A 21687-nucleotide genomic window follows, 5' to 3' on the forward strand; every position below is an offset into this window, starting at 1 on the left:
AATCAGTTCGGATTATTTATGTTAAAGAGAATTCAAACGATCGCTCCGTCAAAATGCTTCGCTAATAATCTGCGTTTATACAAATGTTCGTTTTTTGACATCACTGCTTTAATTATCTCCCCGCCTCAATTGTCGAAAAATAGATTAATATTTCCCGGGAAATCATTTATTATTATTTTTTGTAGAACCTTGCTTTATCCAGAAGTAGCAAGATACGTATAGACCTCTTGTAAAGTTGTAAAGTCCAGCTCCTTAATTTCCTGAATACTTTCGACCCACAGCTTCGCAGTCGCTTTAGCATCGTCTAACGCATGGTGACGCCGTTCAATCGAGATATCGTAATGCGCACAGCATTCATCCAGACTTATCAAGTCCTGATGAGCTATTTTCGTTAAAAACATAGTATCTACAATCCGGTGCTGAAAGTTTTTCCTTAACGCCAGCCACGTCGCATGATTCATGAATTGCTTTTCATGATTCGCATGGTGAGCTACCAATACATCGCTTTTAATGAAGGAATAAAAATCTTTAAGTACATCGCGAAGAGAGTCAGCACCCAAAAGCATTTCCTGCGTTATTCCGGTTAAATTTTCAATTTCTTTGGATGGCGGCGTATCGCTGTATACAAGGGAGTAGAAAGGGTCTTGTTCAAGAATGTTCGTTCCCTGCACCTTTACCGCACCTATGGATAAAATTTGATCTCCTTTATACGGATAGAAACCTGTCGTTTCTAAATCAAAGACAACTACGTTTAATTCGTCAAAAGGGATATCGAGTACATCCCTGTTCTTCATTTCCCGCTCCAGATTACGCATGTAAGCTACTTTAGAAGGGTCATTCTGATTTAAAGAAGAGAATCCACTGCCAAGCCGATCCGATAAATCCTTCACAAATTGGATAAATGGATTCATAAGGCTCCCTCTTCTTTAAGGATAGATTTCGCTTTAGAAAAAAGCTGATTCCCTCGTTTTATCAAGTATTTAAGTTCCTGCTTATCCTGTCTTGATAATTGTGCAATGGGAAGTAGGTGAACCTTGTCGTAATTCGCAGCTTCTTTTCTCAAGCGCAGGCGATAATCAAGCAGCTTACGGAAATCCTGATCATATTCGTTAACAAAAGGATGCGTATCGGCCAGCGATACGAGCCTTTCTAACGTGGGCGCAGTGCTCAATCCGTTACGTAAAGCCAAGATGCGTATCGCATTGACATATGGAAAATAGGCTGTTTCCTTTAGATGGATCTCACCCTTCATTCCCTGCCGTTGTTCAGGAAGCAGCTGCCCGAAAACGCCGACACCTTTTTTAATAAACTCAAAGTTTTCCATCAGCCGGGCATACAAGTGCGGTTCATTCTCTAACAAGGTAAAAGCTTCCCGTTTCAACTGAAGCAGCAACTCTTCATTCCCGTCCAGGACACGAGAATCACAAAGAATTGAAAAATTACGCAGCGACTGCCAGTTAGCTTCCTCCAGCCAATCCGCAATTTGATTCTTAAACGAATTCATCGACTGACACCATAACGAGTTTGAAGCCATTACTTTGCCTTCACATAACTCATAGCCAACGATCGCCAGACCGTGGCTGATTTCTTCACCAAGCTTTAAAAAGTAATTCTGATCATCCCCCTCAAAAACAATCCCATGATCCTGATCACTCCACACCGATTGTTCAAACCGTCCAGCACTCCCCATCAAAAAAAACGCAAAAGGAGCAGGTAGTGTCCCCTGCTCACTTTCTACTTTTGCCTTAGCAATACCGACGGTTTGATACATCAGCTGATCATGAAAGGCATTTAATTGAAAATGATCATCCGCTACGGAAGGCATTGTTTCATGCCGCCATCGCTTAATTTGTTCATAGGTTTGAAACATTAGAAACCATTCCTTTAGCGTATTTACGCTCCAGATTTGGTATTTGAAGTAAAGTTCTCTGGGTAACCATACCCTCCGTGCTCACTAATATCAAGGCCCATAATTTCTTCTTCTTCCGTAACACGCAGGCTTCCCATTGCTTTTTCCATCACTTTTAAAATAATCCAGGAAACGATAAAGGCATAAAGACCGCAGGCCACAACTCCCATTAACTGAACACCAAGCTGCTCAAAACCGCCGCCGTAAAACAATCCCGGGCGACCAACTGCTGCTAATTCTGGAGTAGCAAATAATCCATTAGACAACGTTCCCCATACACCAACCGTACCGTGAACAGAAAGGGCAAATATCGGATCATCAATTTTTTTCTTATCAAAGAATTTCATACTGAAGAATACGAACGCTCCACCAATTAAACCAATAAGAACAGCTGCCCATGGCTCAACGAATGCACAGGATGCTGTAATCGCAACAAGACCAGCCAGCGCCCCATTTAACGTCGTCGGCACGTCTGCTTTACCAGTGACGGCCCACACCATCAGCATTGCACCAACAGCCCCGGCACCTGCAGCAAGCTGTGTATTCAGCGCTACATAACCAAAGAACGCATCTTCAACACCAAATGTACTTCCTGCGTTAAAACCAAACCAGCCGACCCATAAAAGCAATACCCCTAAAGCCGTAAAGACCTGGTTATGACCCGCAATTTCGTTGGAAGATCCATCTTTATTGTACTTCCCAATACGTGGCTTTAAAATCATTGTCGCCGCTAAAGCCGCCATGGCGCCTGTTAAATGGACCACTGTAGATCCGGCGAAATCCTGTTTTCCATGGTCAGCTAACCAGCCGGCGCCCCAGATCCAATGTGCAATAACTGGGTAAATCACAATCGAAAATAGAACCGCAAAGATAACATAAGCCATTAACTTCGCACGTTCAGCAAAGCCGCCAAACGCAATTGTCATCGCAATCGCTGCGAATGCAAGCTGGAACATGAAATCAACAGAGCCAGCCAGCCCTTCCCCCATCGTCGATGCATCTCCGTAGAAGAAATTAGAAAAACCAATAATTGCATTTCCTTCACCATAAATAATTCCATAACCTACTGCCCAGAACACAAGAGAAACAATACCAACAGTAAAGACCGTCTTACCTGCAATGTGTCCCGCGTTCTTCATTCTCGTCGATCCAGCCTCAAGTAGAATAAACCCACCCTGCATCAGCAAAACAAGAACCGTACACACGATAATCCATAAGTTGTTCATCAAAAAAGTTGCATCCATTTAAGTTAATCTCCTTTATGTCATATTTCCTAACATTGTATGTTATTTAATATACTATCAAAGCCTAAGAGTGAACACAATAATTTTTTGAAAATTTTTATAATGAATGCGTTTTTACAAAGATTACTTTAAATAAAAAAGCCGCTCAAACGTCGTTATAAACGAATGAGAGGCTTTGCTGCTCTGCATTAAAATATAATCTTCTTTTCGGAAGTTGCACTTTCCATTGCCTTAAACACCATTTCCATACTTTTAAGGTTATCTCGGCAATCCGTTTCTGCTGCTCTCTCATCCTCCAGAGCAGCAAACATTTCATCCAGACAGCCAAAATGCCCTTCCCGTCCAAACCATGTAGTTTCCGGTTCAACCACTTTTACGTAATCCATGAAACCTCGAGGATGAGATTCATCAATGGCCTCACAAGCCGGATCATCACTGCCATTCCAACGAACTGACCCCTTACTCCCAGTCACACGCCAGTCCGCTTCCCAGGATGTAGAATGACCAGCAGACGACCACGAACCACGGTACGTAAATACGGAACCGTCACTCATTTCGAAAATACAAACAGCTGATGAATCACCTTCATACCAGGATCCAGGCGGATTGTATTCATGACAATAAACAGAAACCGCATCCGCTCCTGTAAGAAACCGTGCTTGATCGAATGTATGTATGGCCATATCCATAATAAGCGGGCTTTTCATTGCTTCACGAAACCCTCCAAAATGGGGTCCTAAGAAAAAATCAGCGTGGACAGCTCCAATTTGGCCGATCACCTGATCGTCTAAAAGCTGTTTAAAAGCACGTATTTCTTTCTGGTACCTGCGATTTTGCATGACAAAATAGCTCCTCCCCGTTTTCTCTGCTGTCTGTACTACTTCACTTGCATCATTAAAATTTTCAGCTATCGGTTTCTCTCCAAATACATCACAGCCTCCTGTAAGTGCGGTCGTCACAACTTGTTTATGAGCAGATGGTACAGTTACATCAAATACGACAGTAGCATCTGTCCGCTCAAGCGCATCAGAGAGAGCTGTAAAGACAGGAACCTGAAGACTGCGACTCTCTGCTAATGCTCTTGCTGCTTTTACATTTAGGTCAACGACCCCTACCACCTCTGCGTTATTACGTTGAAAAGCATAGTCTAACCAGGTGTGAGCCATATTTCCGCATCCCGCAAGAATAATTTTATGAGTTTTCATAATCTTCCTCCTTTTTCATCAGCTTAGCATACTACGGGAAGACCTGAGCTCACCGAAAACTAAAGGTCGATGAAAGATAGAATTTTAAAAGCGTCCTGTTTGGAAATTAAGTTTCAAACAGGACGCTTTTCTTCTAACTATTAAGAGGTTTGCACCTTCTATTCCTTCATAAGTTTAACGATTCATTTCACATGAGCTGTGTTTTATATAGTTGGGGTTTAGAAGAAGGTTTTTGAACATACGAATGGGTTTTAGATGGATCTCTGTTGGTGTCACGATGAATGTGCGGGGGTGAAGCCTGGTCGATTAAAACCGGCCACGTCCGGTACGTTGCGGGAACAGCGCGAGCCAAAGATGTACTTGGTCAAGTGATATCCTTGACCAAGTTATCTGAGGCCGTGCCAGCGGCAAGAATCCACCGAAAAGCGAATCGTGAGGCTCTTTAAGATTAGATAAACCTTTTTCTGTGGACTCGAAAGACCTCACTTTTATGAACTCTCATATCTGTGAGACATGTTTCCTGCCAACAGAAGCCGAAAAGGGCCTCTCAGTAAGAGGACTTTTTTGTTTTATTTTTATAACTGTTAAATTTGAGATGCCTCATTTTCTGTGTCCAACTTATGATGCTTTAGCAGCTGAACTTCTTGAGTGCGAGTCTGCTCTAACTCCAGAATGACCAATTCATTCCCCTTTTCTTTTAATAAAGGGCCGGGAAGATAAAGTCTTTGCTGGGGACCGGCTGTGTTCCAATACCTTCCCAAATTAAATCCATTGATAAACGCATTTCCTTTCGTAAAGCCGGCACTGTCAATAAATGTGTCGTGTAAGCCTTCAGCATCGAAGGTTCCCCTGAAAAACTTCGGATACCTTGCATCTCCATCTCCTTCATAGCTGTCAGGAAGAATGTCTAATTCAATCGCAAACATTTCCCAATGAAAAAAGTACTGCTCCCCAAGCCAAATGTTGTGTGTAATCCCTTTTCTGTCTGAAAGGTGTTCTCCATAATTCGCTCTGCCCATGTTTTCTACTAAGATTTCGAGCGTATTGCTTTCGTATGGAAAAGTCAGTACCACCTTCCGCTCTGAGTCGTTTTTATAAATAATAGTCTCATATTTTCCATTAATATAAACGTAAGCCCGGTCATGGACCGCGTCGATTCCCATGCTTAAATCACCCTGCCTGTTGACTGTCGTACGATAAAGTGTATAACCATACGACTGATCAATCCCTTCCATAGGAAGGGGCGTAACATTCTCCACGCGGCGGCTGATCTGAGCAAGTGTATCAAATAAACTGAGAGACTCCTGCAATGAGACCGTTCCGTAACTTTTTGAAGAAATTGTACTGATATAATCTTCAGGAACGTCTATATAGTTGCTTAAGGTTTGTTTAACTGCACGGTACTTCTCTGTAATGTCTCCATTTTCCGTCAGAAGACTATCATAGTCATAGCTTGTAATCGTAGGGTAATAGAGATCGTAATGATTTGCTCCATTCATGAAACCGAAGTTCGTTCCTCCATGAAACATATAAAAATTAACCGAACTCTTCTTCTCCATCAGCTCTTTAAAAACAGCAGCTGCATCTTCTGCTTCTCTTGTATGATGCTTCCCCGTCCAATAGTCAAACCAGCCGATCCAGAATTCAGCTGCCATCTTAGGGGAACCCGGCTTCATTTTTTCTAATTGTTCAAAAGCAGCCTCCACCTTAGATCCAAAGTTTAACGTGGTTGTTACGTTGGGCAGGGAGCCTTGAGTAATAAATTCAGGACCATCTGAGGTAAAAAGAAACGTATCGATTCCATGTTTTTCATACTGCTGTTTGAAAAAATCAAGGTAGCTTTGATCATCTCCGTAAGCTCCGTATTCATTTTCAATTTGCATCGCTATGACAGGCCCGCCTTTTTGAAAGAGGTAAGGGCGGAACTTAGGAAGCAGGACATCATAGTAATCTTCTACGTGGGTTAAGAAACGAGTGTCACTGCTGCGCAGTACGACCGAATGATCCTTCAGCAGCCAGGAGGGCAGCCCGCCCATTTCCCACTCTGCACAAATATAAGGAGAAGGGCGGATGATGACATACAATCCCAGCTCCTGGGCCAGCTGGATGAACTGCTCGATATCGGCCAGACCGGAAAAATGAAAATCTCCTTTCTTCGGTTCATGCACATTCCAGGCGATATAAGTCTCTACCGTATTTAATCCTAACGCTTTAAGCTTCTGCAGCCTGTCTTCCCAGTGTTCCGGTACCGTGCGGAAATAATGCATGGCGCCGGAAAGAATTTGAAAGGGTTCCTGATCTAAATAAAATTGTCCGTCTATAGCTTGCAGCACCATAATCCACCTTTTTCCCTTTTTAAAATTGAAAGTCCAAAAGGAGACAGGTTTACTTGCCCCTCCACTGATTTCCCGTCCATCAAATAAGTGAAGCCACTACCTTGAATCTCTAAATTCTTTTCGGCATCCCCAAAGTTCATCAGGAAAATATAGTCGTATTTTCCGTCCGTCCTCTGCTGTGCCGATACCCCTTCCGGCAGCGTGCCTGGTATCGTTTTTCTAATCCCAGCTTCTTCAATAAGGGCCGCGTAAAAGTCATGATGAAACGGCTGTTTATTGCGGGAAGCGATATAGTAAGCTTTCCCCTTCTCAACTTGATTAACTGTAAGAGCAGGGCGTCCGGCGTAAAAGTCATCCTTGTAGAATGCTAAGGTCTCAGCCCCTTCTAAATGAATTAAGTCACACAACTCATATGCCGTATATTCGCCACTGAGTCCTAAGTTATTTGTGCCGATTGTGACTCCATTCGTCTGGCCGTCATAAAGCCCATCAATTTCTTCCGACCAGATGCCGAGGGTGGTGCGGAGTGGACCAGGGAAGCCTCCGAGAAAAGTTAAATCATTTTCATTAACAATCCCTGACCAATACGTCGCAACAAATGTCCCGCCCTGCTTCACAAACTCCTCAATCCTCTCACCGACTCCCGGTCTGACCATATACAGCATTGGTGCCACCACTATTTTATAGCCGGAGAAATCCTTGTCCATATCGATAACATCAACAGCCACTCCTTGTTTCCAAAATGCCTCGTAATGAGCGGCTACCGTTTTTTCATAATTCACTCCTTCGTTTCTCGGTCCTTGAGCATCCTTCACCGCCCATCGATTTTCGGTGTCAAAGATGACAGCAACTTCAGCTTCCACCCTTGTTCCGACTACATCATCCAGCTGATCCAGCGTCTCACCGACCTTGGTAACATCCTTAAACACGCGGGTATGCTCACTTCCGGAGTGATCCACAACAGCGCCATGGAACTTCTCACTCGATCCACGGCTTTTTCGCCACTGAAAGTATTGAACCGAATCTGAACCATGGGCTACCGCCTGTATCGAAGCCAGCAAATGCATACCCGGTCGCTTCAGCTTGCTGATCGGCTGCCAGTTTGTCAGGCTTGGTGTGCTTTCCATTAATAAAAACGGCTGTCCGTCTTTAATCGATCGGAACATGTCATGATTCATCCCCACCCAGGCGGCCTGTAGAACATCTCCCTCCAGGTCGTGCCACGTAGGGTAGGAATCCCAGCAGACAAAGTCGAGTTCTTGTGCAAATTTGGCATAATTTAATCCTTCAAAAGCTTCCATAAAATTGGTGGTTACGGGTAAGTCCGGGTTTTTGGTTTTTAAAGGTTTCACCTCATGCTTATAGAAATCAAGCGTCTGATCGGTCACAAAACGCTTCCAGTCCAGATTCAGACCGTGCACCATCGTTTCACCGTGTGGAGCCGGGGATTCAATCTGAGCCCACGAGGTATATGTATGACTCCAGAACATCGTCCACCAGCTATGATTTAACTCATCAAGCGTTTTATATTTTTCCTTCAGCCAGTGACGGAAGGCCTCCTGGCAAAAGTCACAATGACACTCTCCTCCGAATTCATTGGAAATGTGCCAGCCAATGACGGCCGGATGCTCAGAATACTTTTCAGCGAGTTTACGGTTCATGAGGGAGACTTTTTCACGGTACACCGGAGAAGTATAACAATGATTGTGCCTGAGCCCGTGCAGATTTCTCACCCGGTTATCGCTGACTCGAAGCACTTCTTCATATTTTTCAGACATCCATGCCGGCCGTGCCCCGCTTGGGGTGGCTAGAAACACGTAAATTCCGTTCTCGACTAATTGGTCAAGCACTTGGTCCAGCCAATCGAAATGAAATACTCCTTCCTCAGGCTCAAGCTTGGCCCAGGAAAATATTCCAACCGACATTACGTTACATTTCGCTTGTGTCATTAATCTGATATCTTCTTCCACTATTCCAGGGTATCGATCCCATTGCTCAGGATTATAATCTGCTCCATGAAGCATTTTTGGAATTTTTGCACTGACTGGATTGTATTTTTCCTTCATCTAATCACCTTTCTTTCTTTTCATTATAGAATGAATGAAATGAAGAACAGTCCGCCTGCCGCTGGAATGGCGGACTGTCTTCTTCCTTGTTCTACACTAAACAACGCTTTTGCACGTCCTTGCCCCGCAGGTACGTTCACTTACTGTTTTTCTAAAACCACATGATCAATGCGGCCTGTATATGACCCGTTTGTTTCTGCATCAAATTTAATTTCCAGGTTCCCGTTTTTAACTTGAATATCGTCTACAGAATACTTCCTCCATATCATTTTACCTTCAGGGACCGGAATCGTTTCTACAGTTCCTCTGTATTTCTTACCTTGAGTAAAAGCAGAGAGCTTCATGTCTGTTTCATCCGATCTCTGCCTGTCACCTCTGGCGTATAGAGACAACTTGTAATCCCCTTTAGGAAGCTTTTTCGCTTTCTGCCTCAGGTTCAGGCTTTCTCCTTTATTAATAGAGAATTTAAAGTAGTGATCCCCGGCATAAGCTTCCGTCACATCCTCTTCTGCTGTCATGACGGCAGCGTTTGTGGCCATGCTTTTTAATTTCCAGCCGCTGAGATCTCCACTTTCAAAGCCGCCGTTCGCCAATAAGTCGTCACTGTAGTTGTAGATCGCTTTGTAGCTGGCGCTCGCGATTGGACTGTTTTCTAATATTGTCCTTGCTGTTCCCCACTGCCCCGAAACATAATCATATCCACTCCTCTTAGTAACAGCCTGAATGTTTATGTTTTGAGAGATGTGAATAGGTCCGGCATACGTGCGAATAGAATCATAACCCTTAATATATGGGGCACCTGCCAATTCTTTCGTGGAACCTGAACCATCAATTGGACTTGCCCCGTCCAGAGTGAAGGAAATTCCGGCATTTGCGGTATCCGTATCGAGCTCGATATAGCTGCCTCCTTCAACAACATGTCTTGTTGAGTAAGAGTAGCCGTCCCCGTCTACTACATCTATCTCACTGCCGTCCGGCACACTAAAGGCAGGTTCTGTTGCGGAAGAAGATTCGTCTTCTTTTATAATCACATGGGCAAAGGCATTCTCCTCTCTACCGGCGACGCTGCCAAACACGATGTATTCCCCAGCTACATTAACGTCTACCTCTGCTTTATCCTCTTCGTTCCATTCCACCGGCTGCTTCTCAATCGTACGCTTGTCTTCCCCCATCATACCGTTGTTTTTCACGGCATTTATTTCTTCAGGCATCTCAAGATCCTGTCCTTTTTCTATAACGACCTCCGTTTCCCAGCCGTAAGCATATTCCTCCGCATCCTCAGGTTCTATTTGATTCCCCCTCACCAGATTGAACGTCTCCACAGAGGGAAGGGCATGACCGTTAATATCAAATAAGCCCGCTACTTCCCATCCGGTTCCATAAGGAGTAGCCCATCCTGTCGTGTTCCCAGGCAGCCAGGCAGGCTCCCAATAAAAGGCACCGAGTCCTTTTTCATCATTAATGGATGCTGCTACGTTAAGGACTTCCCGCAAAGCCGTAGCTTGTCCCTGGACCGATGCAGCTAAGCCCACGGTGCTGATATCGCCGTGCTTAAAATTCTGAGGAGTATCATCCCCGGCATTTTCATTAACGGTCCACGGATATGCGGTTTCTGCAATAAAGGCATCCTTTCCATAAGACTGCGTGATATCATTTAAGTTATTTAACACTTCATCATAACTCCCGTGCCAGGATGGATAGTAGGAGGCACCAAGCGCATCATAGTCGACATTGTTCTTCCCCATGGCGGAAGCAAAGCTGTTATAAAGCCATGAATTATTCCCATTCGCCAGATGAAAAGAAATTAATGCTTTGTTTTTTGGATCATCGGCGTGAGGATCCGTGCTGCGGACCGCTTCTGTACCCGCTTTAAAAATATTGACGGCTGCCGGGTTCATATCACCGTCTGAAGTGAGATTAAAAGACTGTTCTAAAATATCGCTGTTGGTTTCATTCCCGATACCAACCATGTTCGGATAAACACCTTCCTCTTTCATTCTCTCTAAGGATTCGGTCGTAAAATCCCCCACCGCCTCCGCCAGCTCATCTCCCGGTAAATCAGCCCACTCCTTTGGTACGATCTGCTGTCCGGGATGCGCCCAGAAGTCACTGTAATGAAAAGTTACAAACAGCTTCATTCCTCTTTCCTTTGCCTGTTTGGCCAGTTCAATGGTCGTATCTAAATTACTATTTCCCCCTCCATAAGGATTTCCATATTCGTCGTATGGATCATTCCATACTCTTAACCGGACCCAGTTCACCCCGTTTTCTCCCAGCACATCCAACAAATGAGCTTCCTTACCGTCTAAATGATAAAAGCTTTTCTCCTCCTCCATCATTTGATGTAAAGAAGATACATCGGCTCCCATCATAAAGTCAGGTCTGTTATTGTTTTGAAGCTCGGGGATTGGCTCAACGAGGGGTGCTTCTCTTCCTTGAACAACCACATCACCGCTTACCCGATGCTCTTCGCCACTCTTGTCCACTGCCTTCAATGTAATAGTCGCTTCTCCCGTGCCTACAGCATCCATTCTTCCTGTATCTGCATCTAAATCCACGACATGGTGATTGCTTGCTTCCCAAGAATAATCCTCGATTTCTATACCGTCTTCCGCATTGAACTGCAGCACAGAAAACTCACCCGGCTCCATCGTAAAATCTCCACCTTTAATTTCTACAGGAGAGGAATTAGCTGAAGCAGTTGAAGCAAGCGAAAGGAACATAACCGTCATGATGGCCAAACTGAGTTTTTTCAATCTCATATCTGCTTTAATCTCCTTCTTTTAAATTTGTAACTCCCCTTTCTCTAGACGCCCGGCTGTTCTCCTCCTTCCTTGATCAAAATAAAACTACCTGTCCTCGTGGCAGGATAAGGAGCAGGTAGTCTTGATGCAGTATCTATGTCTTTTTAGCAGGGATTAATGAAAGGCTGGCTTCATATCTATGCCAAACTGAAAAGCTCCGCTGCTTAACCGGTGCTTCTCAAGCACATCCGGCCCACAGCTTGATGAGCCCAGACCATGGTGCTTGTGATCAATTAAAATGGTCAGAAAATCCTGTTTGACTAAATCATAGGTATGCTGCGCTTTTTCCAGGTTTTCGATTGTATAGTACTGACAGTTAAAATTGAACGAAGGCTTCGCCTCAAAGGTAATTCCGATCCCCTTCCCGCTCTTTACTTCAGCCCAACGAACGTCGTGCCGATTGCCGTTTTCCTGAGGATAGACGTAAGGGGTATAGAATTCTTCTGCCTTCTTCTCCCAGACGCCAAATCGAGCCGCCTGTTTACTGTCAATATACGACTCACCAGGCCCACAGCCATACCACTTCACTTCATTCAGCACTGAAGGCACTTCCAGTTTCAGTCCAAGGCGTGGAAAAGTTTGCGGCAGTTCACCAGAAGGCTCGCCTTTTACATCAATACCGATCCTTCCGCTCGAATCAATTGTATACGTATAAGTCACGTTTAACCCCCAGTTTAAAACAGGCGGAGCCACGCGGGCAGACACTATAATTTCCGTTTCATGGTCTCCATTTTCGTGGTAACTGACGGAATTTATTCGATGCTGCATCGTGTGAAGACCGTGCTTCTTCCAATCTGAAAAGGAAGGGGTATCCTTCCAGTGAGCCTGAGCCCACAGGTCATTATCAATAGGGGCCCGCCATAGATTTAAGACGGGACCTGTTTGAATTAAATCGATCCCTTGATGCTTCCATTCACTCAAGCTTCCGAATACTTTATTGAAGCGGACAATAAAATCCTCACCTTGAACAGTAAGCACGTGCTTTGACTCTTCCACTGATAAAGGCTGGCGGGCCGAACCGATTTCTATAGACTCTGCCTTTTGAACAGGGAGTTCGTACTGAGCCCAGGCCACCTGATGTCCAGTTTCTGCCCAGGCCATGTCACGGGCAAGTGTAAATTCAACATTTAACCAATAGTCTTCTGCCGCTCCATGATATTGGTTAATGTTATAAGGCAAAGTCACCTGATTAGTCGATTTCGCTTCGATTCCTTCGCATAAGATAGTGCCGCCCTCGATCACTTCTTCTCCTGCAGTAACGGTCCAGGCCGCATGCAGATGATCGAGTGAAACAAAGTCATAACGGTTCGTTATCTTTACTTTCCCTTTTTCCAAATCCACCGATTCTATGAGCACAGGTTCGATCACTTTTTTGTATTCTTTAAGCGCTGGAGAAGGGGTATGGTCAGCCATCACAAGACCGTCGATGACAAAGTTCGAATCGTGTACATCCTCCCCAAAGTCCCCTCCGTACGCAAAGTAAGCCTCCCCGTCTTCAGTCACCCGGCGGATGCCATGATCGAGCCACTCCCAGACAAAGCCGCCTTGGAGCCGGTCGTATTTATAAAACGTCTCCCAATATTCTTTCAACCCGCCTGGACCGTTCCCCATCGCATGCGCATATTCACACAAAATGTGCGGCTTGCTTAAATCATCTCTTGCTCCTAAAGCATCCATAACTTCAACTGAGGTGTACATCGTCGTAAACACATCTGAAGCTTCCGGGTCCCTTTTGGGGTCATAGGTGCTTTCAGATCTCGTGATTGCCCGACACTCTCCTTCATAATGAATGAGCCTCGTATCGTCATAATCCTTCGCCCAGTCTGCCATCGCCTGATGGTTTCTTCCAAAACCGGACTCATTCCCTAGCGACCACATGATGATGGAAGGGTGATTTTTATCCCTTACGACCATCCGCTTCATACGATCAAGATAAGCCTCTTCCCATTCAGGATCATCGCTGAGCTTGTCCCAATTGCCGATTACATCAAACCCGTGCGTTTCTAAATCTGCTTCATCAATCACGTACAACCCGTACCGGTTACATAAGTCATAAAACCTCGGATCGTTCGGATAATGGGCCGTCCGTACAGCGTTAATATTGTGCTGCTTCATTAACTTGACGTCTTCTTCCATCCACTCCAGTGGCACAGCCCGACCGAAGTCAGGATGGTGATCGTGGCGATTGACCCCCTTTAGCTTAATTGCCCTGCCGTTTACTAAGAACGATCCATCCTTCAGCTCTATGGAACGGAACCCCACTTTGACTGGAATTACTTCGGCTGCTTCCCCTTTTTTTAATGAAAGCAGCAGCTTATACAAATAAGGATCTTCTGCTGACCATTTACCTGGACTCTGAATGGAAAACTTACGGACCACTGTTTTTGTACTGTTGGCAGTAATGGAAACAGTTTCGCGTTCATTTATCACATCCTGCCCGTCCGCATCTTGTAAATCATACTTAAGGGTATAGTGAGAAACATCATCATTACTACTGTTTTCAATAACAGTCTCTACACGCAGCGTGCCATGCTCATAGTTCTCATCAAAACTTGTTTTTACAAAGTAATCCTCAACATGCACCTTAGGGAGAGCCAGTAAGTAAACATCACGAAAAATTCCACTCAGCCACCACATATCCTGATCTTCAATGTAAGAGCCGTCCGACCATTGGTACACCTGGACTGCCAGCCGGTTTTTCCCTTCCTTTAAAAAGGGAGAAAGATCAAATTCAGAGGGAATTCGGCTTCCCTGGCTGTAGCCGACGCGCTCTCCATTCACCCAGATGTGAAAAGCACTGTCCACCCCTTCAAATCGTATGGTTACTTGCTGAGCCATCCAGTCCTCTGTCACCCAGAAATCACGCACGTAAGACCCCGTGGGATTTTGAGTAGGAACGAACGGAGGATCGACTGGAAATGGATAGATAACATTCGTATAAGCCGGCTTGCCATAGCCGTGCATCTGCCAGGAAGATGGCACATATAATTCCTCCCAATCCCCTGTGTCATAGTCTTCTTTGTAAAACTTTTCCGGCGCAAGATTAGGATTTTCTGCGTATTGAAACTTCCATAATCCATTTAATAGTTTAAAAGAGGGCGACTTCTCCCTCTTGAACGTCAGAGCACTTGCTTTGTCCGCAAAAGGAATAAAGTGAGCCCGCTCCTTCCTGCGATTTCGCTGCAATACCTGAATATTCTCCCAATCATTTACTGACATGTTTTCAACCTCCTAAAAATTATCCTTTCACCGATCCCATCATGCCCGCTACGAAATGTTTCTGCATGATAAAGAACACCAGCGCCGTAGGGAGTGTCGCGATGACAATAGCCGTCATGATGACTCCATAATCAGGCGAATACCCAGCCCCAAGATTCGAGATTAATAAGGGTATCGTTTGATTTTCCGGAGACTGCAGCACGACCAGCGGCCATAAGTAGTTATTCCAGCTGTTCATGAAAGCAATAATAGCTGCAGCTGCATACGTCGTCTTCATCGTTGGCAGGTACACGCGGAAAAAGATCCCCAGTTCACTTAAGCCGTCAATCCTGCCCGCTTCCACCAATTCTTTCGCAAACATCTTCGTATTCTGACGGAAGAAAAAGATAAAAAACGCTGTAATAATCGTTGGGAGAATGGCTGCAGCCAATGTATCAATCCCTAAGAACGGAATTGTTCCAGATATGCCGCCAAACATACGATAGAGAGGAATCATAATAGCGGCGAATGGAATCATCATTGATAGTAGAAGAACATTAAAGATACGATCTTTGCCGGGTGTACGGTAAATTTCGAATCCATAACCGGCAAGTGACCCAATTAATAGAGTTAAAAAGGTAGTAATTACAGCAATAATAGTTGAATTGACCAATGCTGTTACCATATTAACTGAATCAAACAGAACGGTTAGATTTTCAAACAAATGCGACCCCGGCAGCAGCCGGCCCTGCGTGACATCGACGGATTTGTTGGTCATACTGACGAGCATCCATAAGAAAGGAAAAATAGATACCAGTGAAGCAATACTTAAAAAGGTATACACTCCGACTCTTTTTAATTTTCTCACTTATCATCACCTGCCACTTTAAACTGAATGAGCGATAATATAACGACTAAAATAACAATGACGTAAGATACAGTAGCGGCGTAGCCAAAATCAGGACTATATTCAAACGAAAGGTTATAAATGTACATCGAAATCGACAGCGTCGCATTCCCTGGTCCGCCATTCGTAATATTCATAATTTCATCAAAGATCTGCAGTGTACCGATCGTGGAAATGATGGAAGTAAACAATATAATCGGCTTCAGCATCGGCACCGTAATGTAGAAGAACTGCTGAAAAGAAGTCGCTCCATCAATCTTGGCGGCTTCATACATGGACCGATCGATATTTTGCAGGGCGGATAAGTAGAAGATCATATTATAGCCCGTCCACCTCCACGTAATCGCTGCAATAATTGTGATTTTTGCCAATAAAGGGTCTGACAGCCAATTAAGCGGCTGTGAAATAATCGACAAATTCATAAGAAATTGGTTAATCAAGCCGTCTACCCCAAACAGGTACTTAAAGATAACCGCATATGCTACCAATGAAGTGACACATGGTAAAAAGATAGCCGTTCGGAAAAAACCTTTAAATTTCAGAGTCGCATCGTTCAAAAGTACAGAAAAAAATAAGGCCAGAAGAATCATTATAGGAACTTGGATAAGCAGGTAAATAAATGTATTCGTCAAGGCAGCAATAAAAGTCGGGTCACTAAATAATCGAATATAGTTATTTAATCCAACATACTCAAGGTTCGCTCCCATTCCAGACTGAAAAGAGAGAAGTAAGGCTCTCACCATTGGATAAAAGTAAAACAACGTAATACCTGCAACAGCCAGCAGGATAAAAAACCATCCAATAGAATTCTTCCTGTACCAGCGGCTGAACGATTTGTTGCGGTCGAGGTACGGAGATCCTGCTCTGTTTAACACTTTACTCATTTTTTTCGACTCCTCCTTACGCAATAAGACATACCAAACTTTGAAAGAAGGGATTCTTTGAAAGTACTGACAGCTTTCGCAGAATCCCTTATACTAGGAAAATTCATTCTCTATTCCGCTTTTACAATTTCTATTTCAACTGAGCTTCTGCCTGTGCCTGCGCATCAGCTAACGCATCATCCAAGCTTTTTCCTTTTAAATAGTTCTGCATTTCGGCAGCTAAAATATCTTCAATCGAATACGTATGCATGCCGTAGTTGACACTCGGAATATCCTCCACCCACGTAGAGAAATCGGAAATGAGAGATTGTCCGCCAAAGAATTCATTTTCAGTTTGATAGGCTTCTCCGTCAGAAGCTGGTGTATAAGTCCCAAGAGCCCCAACATCATTTACAAGATCCTGATAGAACTCCTCATTTTCTCCGAACGTTTGACCAAGAAATTCTGCTGCTTTTTCTTTTCCTGGAACATTCAATACGTAGAAGGAACTTCCTCCCTGGTTGGATGCGTTCACCGCACCTTCCATATCCAACCTCGGAATCGGAGCAACAGCCCAGTCTCCAGCCTGAGATTCTTCAGCTTCAATGCTGGCTCCAATCCAGTTTCCGCTTGGTACGGTGGCTACGTCGCCGCTGTTGAAAGAAGCGATAAACTGGCTCCAATCTGAGTTAGCTTTGACAAAATCGGCTTCCATCATAGCTTTATAGTTTTCAAACGCTTTGCTTAAAGGTTCGTTGTCTTCAATATTTACGGTTGTGCCTTCTTCATCGATGTACCAGGCACCCGCACTTTGAATCATGACACGAATTAGACCTAAATCATTCGGATCGAGTGAAATCATATCTTTTCCTGTAGTTTCTTTTACATCCTTTCCAATCTCGATATATTCTTCCCACGTAATATCCGTTAAGTCTTCCATTGTATATCCCGCTTCTTCAAGATAATCGGTGCGGAAGAATAATCCTGTTACCCCAGTATCAAAAGGTAACCCATACTGCTTATCATCAAGACTGGTCGGTGCCAGCTTATACGAAGCAAAATCTTCCGGATTAATGTAATCATCAATTGGATAGAAAGCATCTGGATAAGACTGGAGGAAACTCTGTGCCCGCTGATCTTCAATTAATACAATGTTCGGCATTCCTTTCATCGTTCCCGAACTAAGCCCAGTGTTCAGCTTTGAGACGATATCGTCCTGTGCGTTTTCAATAACCTCAAGCTCTACGTCTCCATCGTAATATTCTTTGGCAATTTCCAATGCCGCAATATTAAAGTTCGGATCCCAGGCCCAGGCTGTAATCGTATCCGGGTCCTCTTCTCCGTTCCCTTCCCCTGAAGCTCCTCCCTCTTCATCTGAAGAACATGCTGCCAATACAAGAAATGTAAGTAAGACTAAAGCTGACAGCCAACTCTTCTTAAAGCGAAAATCCTTCATTGCTAATACCCCCTTCTTTTTTGTAAGCGCTACCAATACGCTTATTTAAAGCATATCACCGAAAAAAAAAGACCGTTAGAACGATCTTTAGAATTTCATTTAACTATTTTTAGAAGTTTCCTCCGTCCGAAAGACGCTCTTTGGTACTATTTTTAGAATTGGTAATATATTTAGCTTTTTCTTCTAACAAAGGTAAGATAACTTTTACTTTGGTTCCCTTTTTCAATTCACTTGAGATTTCAACACCGTAATCCTCGCCAAACAATAACTGAATACGCTCATGCACATTACGTACACCTATTCCACTGAACAGCTGCCTCTTCCCTTTACTCTCAATTTTATCCAGTCTCATCCCGTCTCCAGTATCAATGACTTCACAAACCAGCTTGTCGTTCCGCTGAGCAATGAGAATTTGAATGAAACCCTTCTTTTTTTCAGTAAAAGCATGGAAGAAAGCATTCTCTATAAACGGTTGAATCACAAGCTTCGGCAAATGATAATGTAAACAATCAGGGGAAATGAGAGAATTCACTTTAATCCGATCCCCATATCTAGTTTGGTTAATTAACACATAGTTTTGTATATTAGCTGCCTCCTGCTCCACTGTAATTGTCTCATCAACATTCCCGAGGGCATTTTGCAACAATGGAATAAGAGCATCGATTGTTTCAAAGGCCGCTTCTTTCTTACCGTCTTTCACCAATAACTTAACCGACGTTAACGTATTATAAAGAAAATGGGGATTAATCTGATGCTGAAGAGCCTCAAGCTCTGATTTGCGCTGCTTCCTCTGCGACTTCATTAACACATCGACATGCTCCTGTAATTCGTTCAGCATGTAGTTAAAAGCATGAGCAATTTTTCTCGCTTCATAGCCACCGCTCTCGTCTACTGGTTTACTAAAATCGTATTTGGACATATTGGAAATCTGCTTCACCAGTCGACTAATCGAATTGGTTACCCTTCTTGATATTATAAAAACAACCACTAAAGCCAGCAAAACAATGATCGTACTAATTAAAGCAATCTCTTTAGTGTTGATAAGATTATTAATAACAAGCTCCTGATCAACAAGATTGACAATATATAAATCAAGGGCAGGCAGTGCTGAGGTCAGAAGCAGCTGATCCTTCCCAAATACATTGGCTTCCTGGTACTCAAGGCTTTGTGCTTCCGTTTCCTTAGCCAGCTTAAGCAGTTCAGGAGAATCCTGACCGATGAATGACTCATCGTCGCTTGAGATGATCTTCCCGCTGCCATTCACCAGCATCACACTATTACCTTTACTCATGTAGTCTTCATAGAATCCTCTTAAATCCAGCTCACGAATGGGTATATACAAATATCCATAAATGTGATTGGTAGATCTCTCTGTAAGTGCCTTTGTCGCTACTACCATCGGGCTCCCATTCGTAATCTCCCCACCATCAACAAATTGATATAGAATCTGATTAGGATTCTCTTTTGTGTTTTTCGTGATTCGATGATCAATTAAGTCATCTCCTGAGACGGACCAATTCATATATTTCATATTAAATAAACGTTCATTTTCTCCTAGGATGATCATATTCGCTTCATTCGGGCGGTCGGAGTACAGCCTTTCCATCTGCTCTTTAATTGAGTAAAAGGAAGTAGACGCATCTACTGAACTGACATACTCTTCCGTTAACATCCGCTTAATCGTAGCGTTATTCTCTACGTCCATTGAAGTAACAACTACTGAGTAGCTGAACTGTTCGAACTGCTGCTTAATCTGGTTCAGCACCTTCGTATTCGTAATGCTGAATGTCTCCATAAACAAGTTATTCGACATCCGGATCGTACTAAAAGTAATCAGAAGAGAAACAGAAATAATACTTATAACCATGACAAGAAACATTTTAATAAATAAATTGTTATGATGAATAATGCTTAACAGTTTCTTCATGGCCAGCCTCAATTCATGGCTGGAGTCTGCTTGCGGTAATTACCGGGAGAAGACCCCTCCATCCGTTTAAATACCTTGCAGAAATAGCTCGGGTCTGAATAACCGACCATTTCACTGACCATGCTGACAGACGCCTGGCTCGTCTCCAGAATATACTTCGCCTTGACGATTCTCACCTGATTTAAATAATCGCTGAACCCAACTTTAAGGTGGGTACTGAAATAACTAGATAGATAGGAAGGATTAAAGTGAAAAGTATCAGATAAGGTCGTGAGCGAGAGAGGTTCCGTATAGTGATCTTCAATATATTGCAACAGCCGCTTCATGTCGGCCGGGCAGTTCTTATTGTCATCCACGAGCACAATTCTTTTTACATCTTCTATGAACGTATGAAAAATCGCTACCGCGTCTTTTGCATAAGCTGCCTCATTGATCTCAGCAAAGTACTCATATTTCTTCGTCTCAAGCCCGTCAACATCGTAATTCATATTTCCTAATAGAACAATTACATTAAAGAGGATATTCTCAAGCCAAGACTTAAACTCAAAGATATCTTTTGTGTAATTTTGCATTAGAACATCGACATGGTCCTTCAGGGAGATAATAGCCACCTCAAACTTTTTCTGTTTAATAAGGTCAAGAAACCTTCCCAAATCGAATGGCTTATCTGCTTCCGGCACCTTTGGCAGATCATCATAGATTAACACTTGCTCGTCGGTTAAATAAAATAGATAATCCTTCATTTTCAATAAATGATCCTCATACACCGTCTTCAATTCATAAATGGATGAGAAAGGAACACTCATTAACCAGCTTGAGTGTTTATCGGTTTCAGCGAGCTCGGTTATACCCTGCTTTACCGTTTGCAGCTTATCCCAGTCAAAATTAACCAATAATATGGCATCGCTTACATCCGAAGGGATAAAAAATGCATCGACCGATCGGTCTCCATACATTTCCCTGCTTATATGCTCTAGGTTTTGACTACCACAAACTGTAACCAAACTGTAGTGACTAAAAGTAAATCCCTTAATCAACCGTTCTTCGCCACCCGTTAACGAGTAGCCAGCAAGACTCTTTTGTAATACCTCCTCGATCGAAGGAACGTTTTGCTTAACGTTATCTGACCGCCTCGAGTCCGGCATCACCTTCCGCAGCGTTTTAATTAATTCTTCACCATTTAGCTTCGGTTTTAGAATATAATCCGCCACCCCACACTGAAACGTTGACCTTACATATTCAAAATCCTCAAAGCTGCTTAATACCACAATTTCAATCTCAGGGTGTTTCTCCTTCACGACCCGGACTAGCTCAATCCCATCCATTCCCGGCATTACCACATCCGTAATAATCAGGTGGGGACGCAGCTCTTTAATCTGCTGCAGAGCCTCATTGCCATTAGAAGCCTCCCCGACTATTTGAAACCCTTCCTCCACCCAATTAATATAATTAATTACTCCCTGCCTGATCAGCATTTCATCATCCACAACTAAAACCCTGTACAGACCACTCATAACAATCTCTCCCTTAAGGTGTCCCCTCATTTTTCGGAGAAGCTGCCTCTCGCTTCTCCGAAAAATTTAGTGTACGTATTTTCTTGCAAGTTCTAGTGATTCTTCAGAAAATGTTACAGGTCTCGACCGAATTTTAAAATTTCTGATACTTTCATTATAATGTCTTTCATTCAGGGCGTAAACATGCCTTCCTTTGGCAAAAAGAGGCCTGTCTCAGAACCCTCAATCATCTGAGTCAGGGCGTTATCTGCCAGGGTT

General features: G+C 43.6%; 14 protein-coding genes. 1 reads left to right on the plus strand and 13 read right to left on the minus strand.

All coding sequences use genetic code 11. The features are described 5' to 3' along the window. Window positions 1–194: 194 nt before the first annotated feature. The 4 genes from ACGTNH_RS17675 to ACGTNH_RS17690 form a co-directional block, all read right to left on the minus strand. Window positions 195–911, minus strand: coding sequence for an exonuclease domain-containing protein (locus tag ACGTNH_RS17675; protein ID WP_394588253.1), 717 nt, complete (start codon window positions 909–911; stop codon window positions 195–197). After that, complete coding sequence (locus tag ACGTNH_RS17680) at window positions 908–1870, minus strand: DUF294 nucleotidyltransferase-like domain-containing protein (protein ID WP_394588254.1); 963 nt, start codon at window positions 1868–1870, stop codon at window positions 908–910. Before ACGTNH_RS17680 ends, ACGTNH_RS17675 begins: the two co-directional genes overlap by 4 nt. Before the next feature lie 23 nt (window positions 1871–1893). Further along, window positions 1894–3153: an ammonium transporter gene (locus ACGTNH_RS17685; RefSeq protein WP_394588255.1), complete on the minus strand. Its 1260-nt coding sequence runs from the start codon at window positions 3151–3153 to the stop codon at window positions 1894–1896. Window positions 3154–3341: 188 nt separating this feature from the next. After that, window positions 3342–4358 carry a Gfo/Idh/MocA family protein gene (locus ACGTNH_RS17690; RefSeq protein ID WP_394588256.1) on the minus strand — a complete coding sequence of 339 codons (1017 nt, stop codon included), beginning with the start codon at window positions 4356–4358 and terminating at the stop codon, window positions 3342–3344. 281 nt (window positions 4359–4639) lie between these two features. Here ACGTNH_RS17690 and ACGTNH_RS17695 point away from each other — a divergent pair, with 281 nt between their 5' ends. Then, on the plus strand, window positions 4640–4804 hold the full coding sequence (locus ACGTNH_RS17695; RefSeq protein ID WP_394588257.1) for a hypothetical protein: 165 nt from the start codon (window positions 4640–4642) through the stop codon (window positions 4802–4804). 138 nt (window positions 4805–4942) lie between these two features. On the opposite strand, the gene ACGTNH_RS17700 is transcribed toward ACGTNH_RS17695, so the two are convergent. From ACGTNH_RS17700 to ACGTNH_RS17740, 9 genes are all read right to left on the minus strand, one after another. Continuing rightward, the gene (locus ACGTNH_RS17700; protein WP_394588258.1) at window positions 4943–6694 is read right to left on the minus strand and encodes a glycoside hydrolase family 35 protein; all 1752 of its coding nucleotides are present in this window, start codon (window positions 6692–6694) and stop codon (window positions 4943–4945) included. Continuing rightward, the gene (locus ACGTNH_RS17705; RefSeq protein ID WP_394588259.1) at window positions 6676–8760 is read right to left on the minus strand and encodes a beta-galactosidase; all 2085 of its coding nucleotides are present in this window, start codon (window positions 8758–8760) and stop codon (window positions 6676–6678) included. The genes ACGTNH_RS17700 and ACGTNH_RS17705 overlap by 19 nt, the downstream gene beginning before the upstream one ends. Before the next feature lie 140 nt (window positions 8761–8900). Then, a complete protein-coding gene (locus tag ACGTNH_RS17710; RefSeq protein WP_394588260.1) occupies window positions 8901–11522 on the minus strand; it encodes a glycosyl hydrolase 53 family protein in 2622 nt (873 codons plus the stop codon). Window positions 11523–11678: 156 nt separating this feature from the next. Beyond that, complete coding sequence (gene lacZ / locus ACGTNH_RS17715) at window positions 11679–14783, minus strand: beta-galactosidase, LacZ type (protein WP_394588261.1); 3105 nt, start codon at window positions 14781–14783, stop codon at window positions 11679–11681. A 19-nt stretch (window positions 14784–14802) separates the two neighbouring features. Beyond that, a complete protein-coding gene (locus ACGTNH_RS17720; RefSeq protein WP_394588262.1) occupies window positions 14803–15630 on the minus strand; it encodes a carbohydrate ABC transporter permease in 828 nt (275 codons plus the stop codon). Next, a complete protein-coding gene (locus ACGTNH_RS17725; RefSeq protein ID WP_394588263.1) occupies window positions 15627–16553 on the minus strand; it encodes a carbohydrate ABC transporter permease in 927 nt (308 codons plus the stop codon). Before ACGTNH_RS17725 ends, ACGTNH_RS17720 begins: the two co-directional genes overlap by 4 nt. A 130-nt stretch (window positions 16554–16683) precedes the next feature. Continuing rightward, window positions 16684–17988 carry an ABC transporter substrate-binding protein gene (locus tag ACGTNH_RS17730; RefSeq protein WP_394588264.1) on the minus strand — a complete coding sequence of 435 codons (1305 nt, stop codon included), beginning with the start codon at window positions 17986–17988 and terminating at the stop codon, window positions 16684–16686. A gap of 109 nt (window positions 17989–18097) precedes the next feature. Next, window positions 18098–19915, minus strand: coding sequence for a sensor histidine kinase (locus ACGTNH_RS17735; protein ID WP_394588265.1), 1818 nt, complete (start codon window positions 19913–19915; stop codon window positions 18098–18100). Between the two features lie 8 nt (window positions 19916–19923). Then, on the minus strand, window positions 19924–21429 hold the full coding sequence (locus ACGTNH_RS17740; RefSeq protein WP_394588266.1) for a response regulator transcription factor: 1506 nt from the start codon (window positions 21427–21429) through the stop codon (window positions 19924–19926). Window positions 21430–21687 lie beyond the last annotated feature (258 nt).

This window comes from Halobacillus sp. B23F22_1, from assembly GCF_043497005.1.
Classification (GTDB): Bacteria; Bacillota; Bacilli; order Bacillales; family Halobacillaceae; genus Halobacillus_A.

What these genes read in the sequence shown, in the direction of transcription:
- ACGTNH_RS17675 (WP_394588253.1), bottom strand. Translation starts at nt 911, where the DNA reads ATGAATCCATTTATCCAATTTGTGAAGGATTTATCGGATCGGCTTGGC.
- ACGTNH_RS17680 (WP_394588254.1), bottom strand. Translation starts at nt 1,870, where the DNA reads ATGTTTCAAACCTATGAACAAATTAAGCGATGGCGGCATGAAACAATG.
- ACGTNH_RS17685 (WP_394588255.1), bottom strand. Translation starts at nt 3,153, where the DNA reads ATGGATGCAACTTTTTTGATGAACAACTTATGGATTATCGTGTGTACG.
- ACGTNH_RS17690 (WP_394588256.1), bottom strand. Translation starts at nt 4,358, where the DNA reads ATGAAAACTCATAAAATTATTCTTGCGGGATGCGGAAATATGGCTCAC.
- ACGTNH_RS17695 (WP_394588257.1), top strand. Translation starts at nt 4,640, where the DNA reads ATGTGCGGGGGTGAAGCCTGGTCGATTAAAACCGGCCACGTCCGGTAC.
- ACGTNH_RS17700 (WP_394588258.1), bottom strand. Translation starts at nt 6,694, where the DNA reads ATGGTGCTGCAAGCTATAGACGGACAATTTTATTTAGATCAGGAACCC.
- ACGTNH_RS17705 (WP_394588259.1), bottom strand. Translation starts at nt 8,760, where the DNA reads ATGAAGGAAAAATACAATCCAGTCAGTGCAAAAATTCCAAAAATGCTT.
- ACGTNH_RS17710 (WP_394588260.1), bottom strand. Translation starts at nt 11,522, where the DNA reads ATGAGATTGAAAAAACTCAGTTTGGCCATCATGACGGTTATGTTCCTT.
- lacZ (WP_394588261.1), bottom strand. Translation starts at nt 14,783, where the DNA reads ATGTCAGTAAATGATTGGGAGAATATTCAGGTATTGCAGCGAAATCGC.
- ACGTNH_RS17725 (WP_394588263.1), bottom strand. Translation starts at nt 16,553, where the DNA reads ATGAGTAAAGTGTTAAACAGAGCAGGATCTCCGTACCTCGACCGCAAC.
- ACGTNH_RS17730 (WP_394588264.1), bottom strand. Translation starts at nt 17,988, where the DNA reads ATGAAGGATTTTCGCTTTAAGAAGAGTTGGCTGTCAGCTTTAGTCTTA.
- ACGTNH_RS17735 (WP_394588265.1), bottom strand. Translation starts at nt 19,915, where the DNA reads ATGAAGAAACTGTTAAGCATTATTCATCATAACAATTTATTTATTAAA.
- ACGTNH_RS17740 (WP_394588266.1), bottom strand. Translation starts at nt 21,429, where the DNA reads ATGAGTGGTCTGTACAGGGTTTTAGTTGTGGATGATGAAATGCTGATC.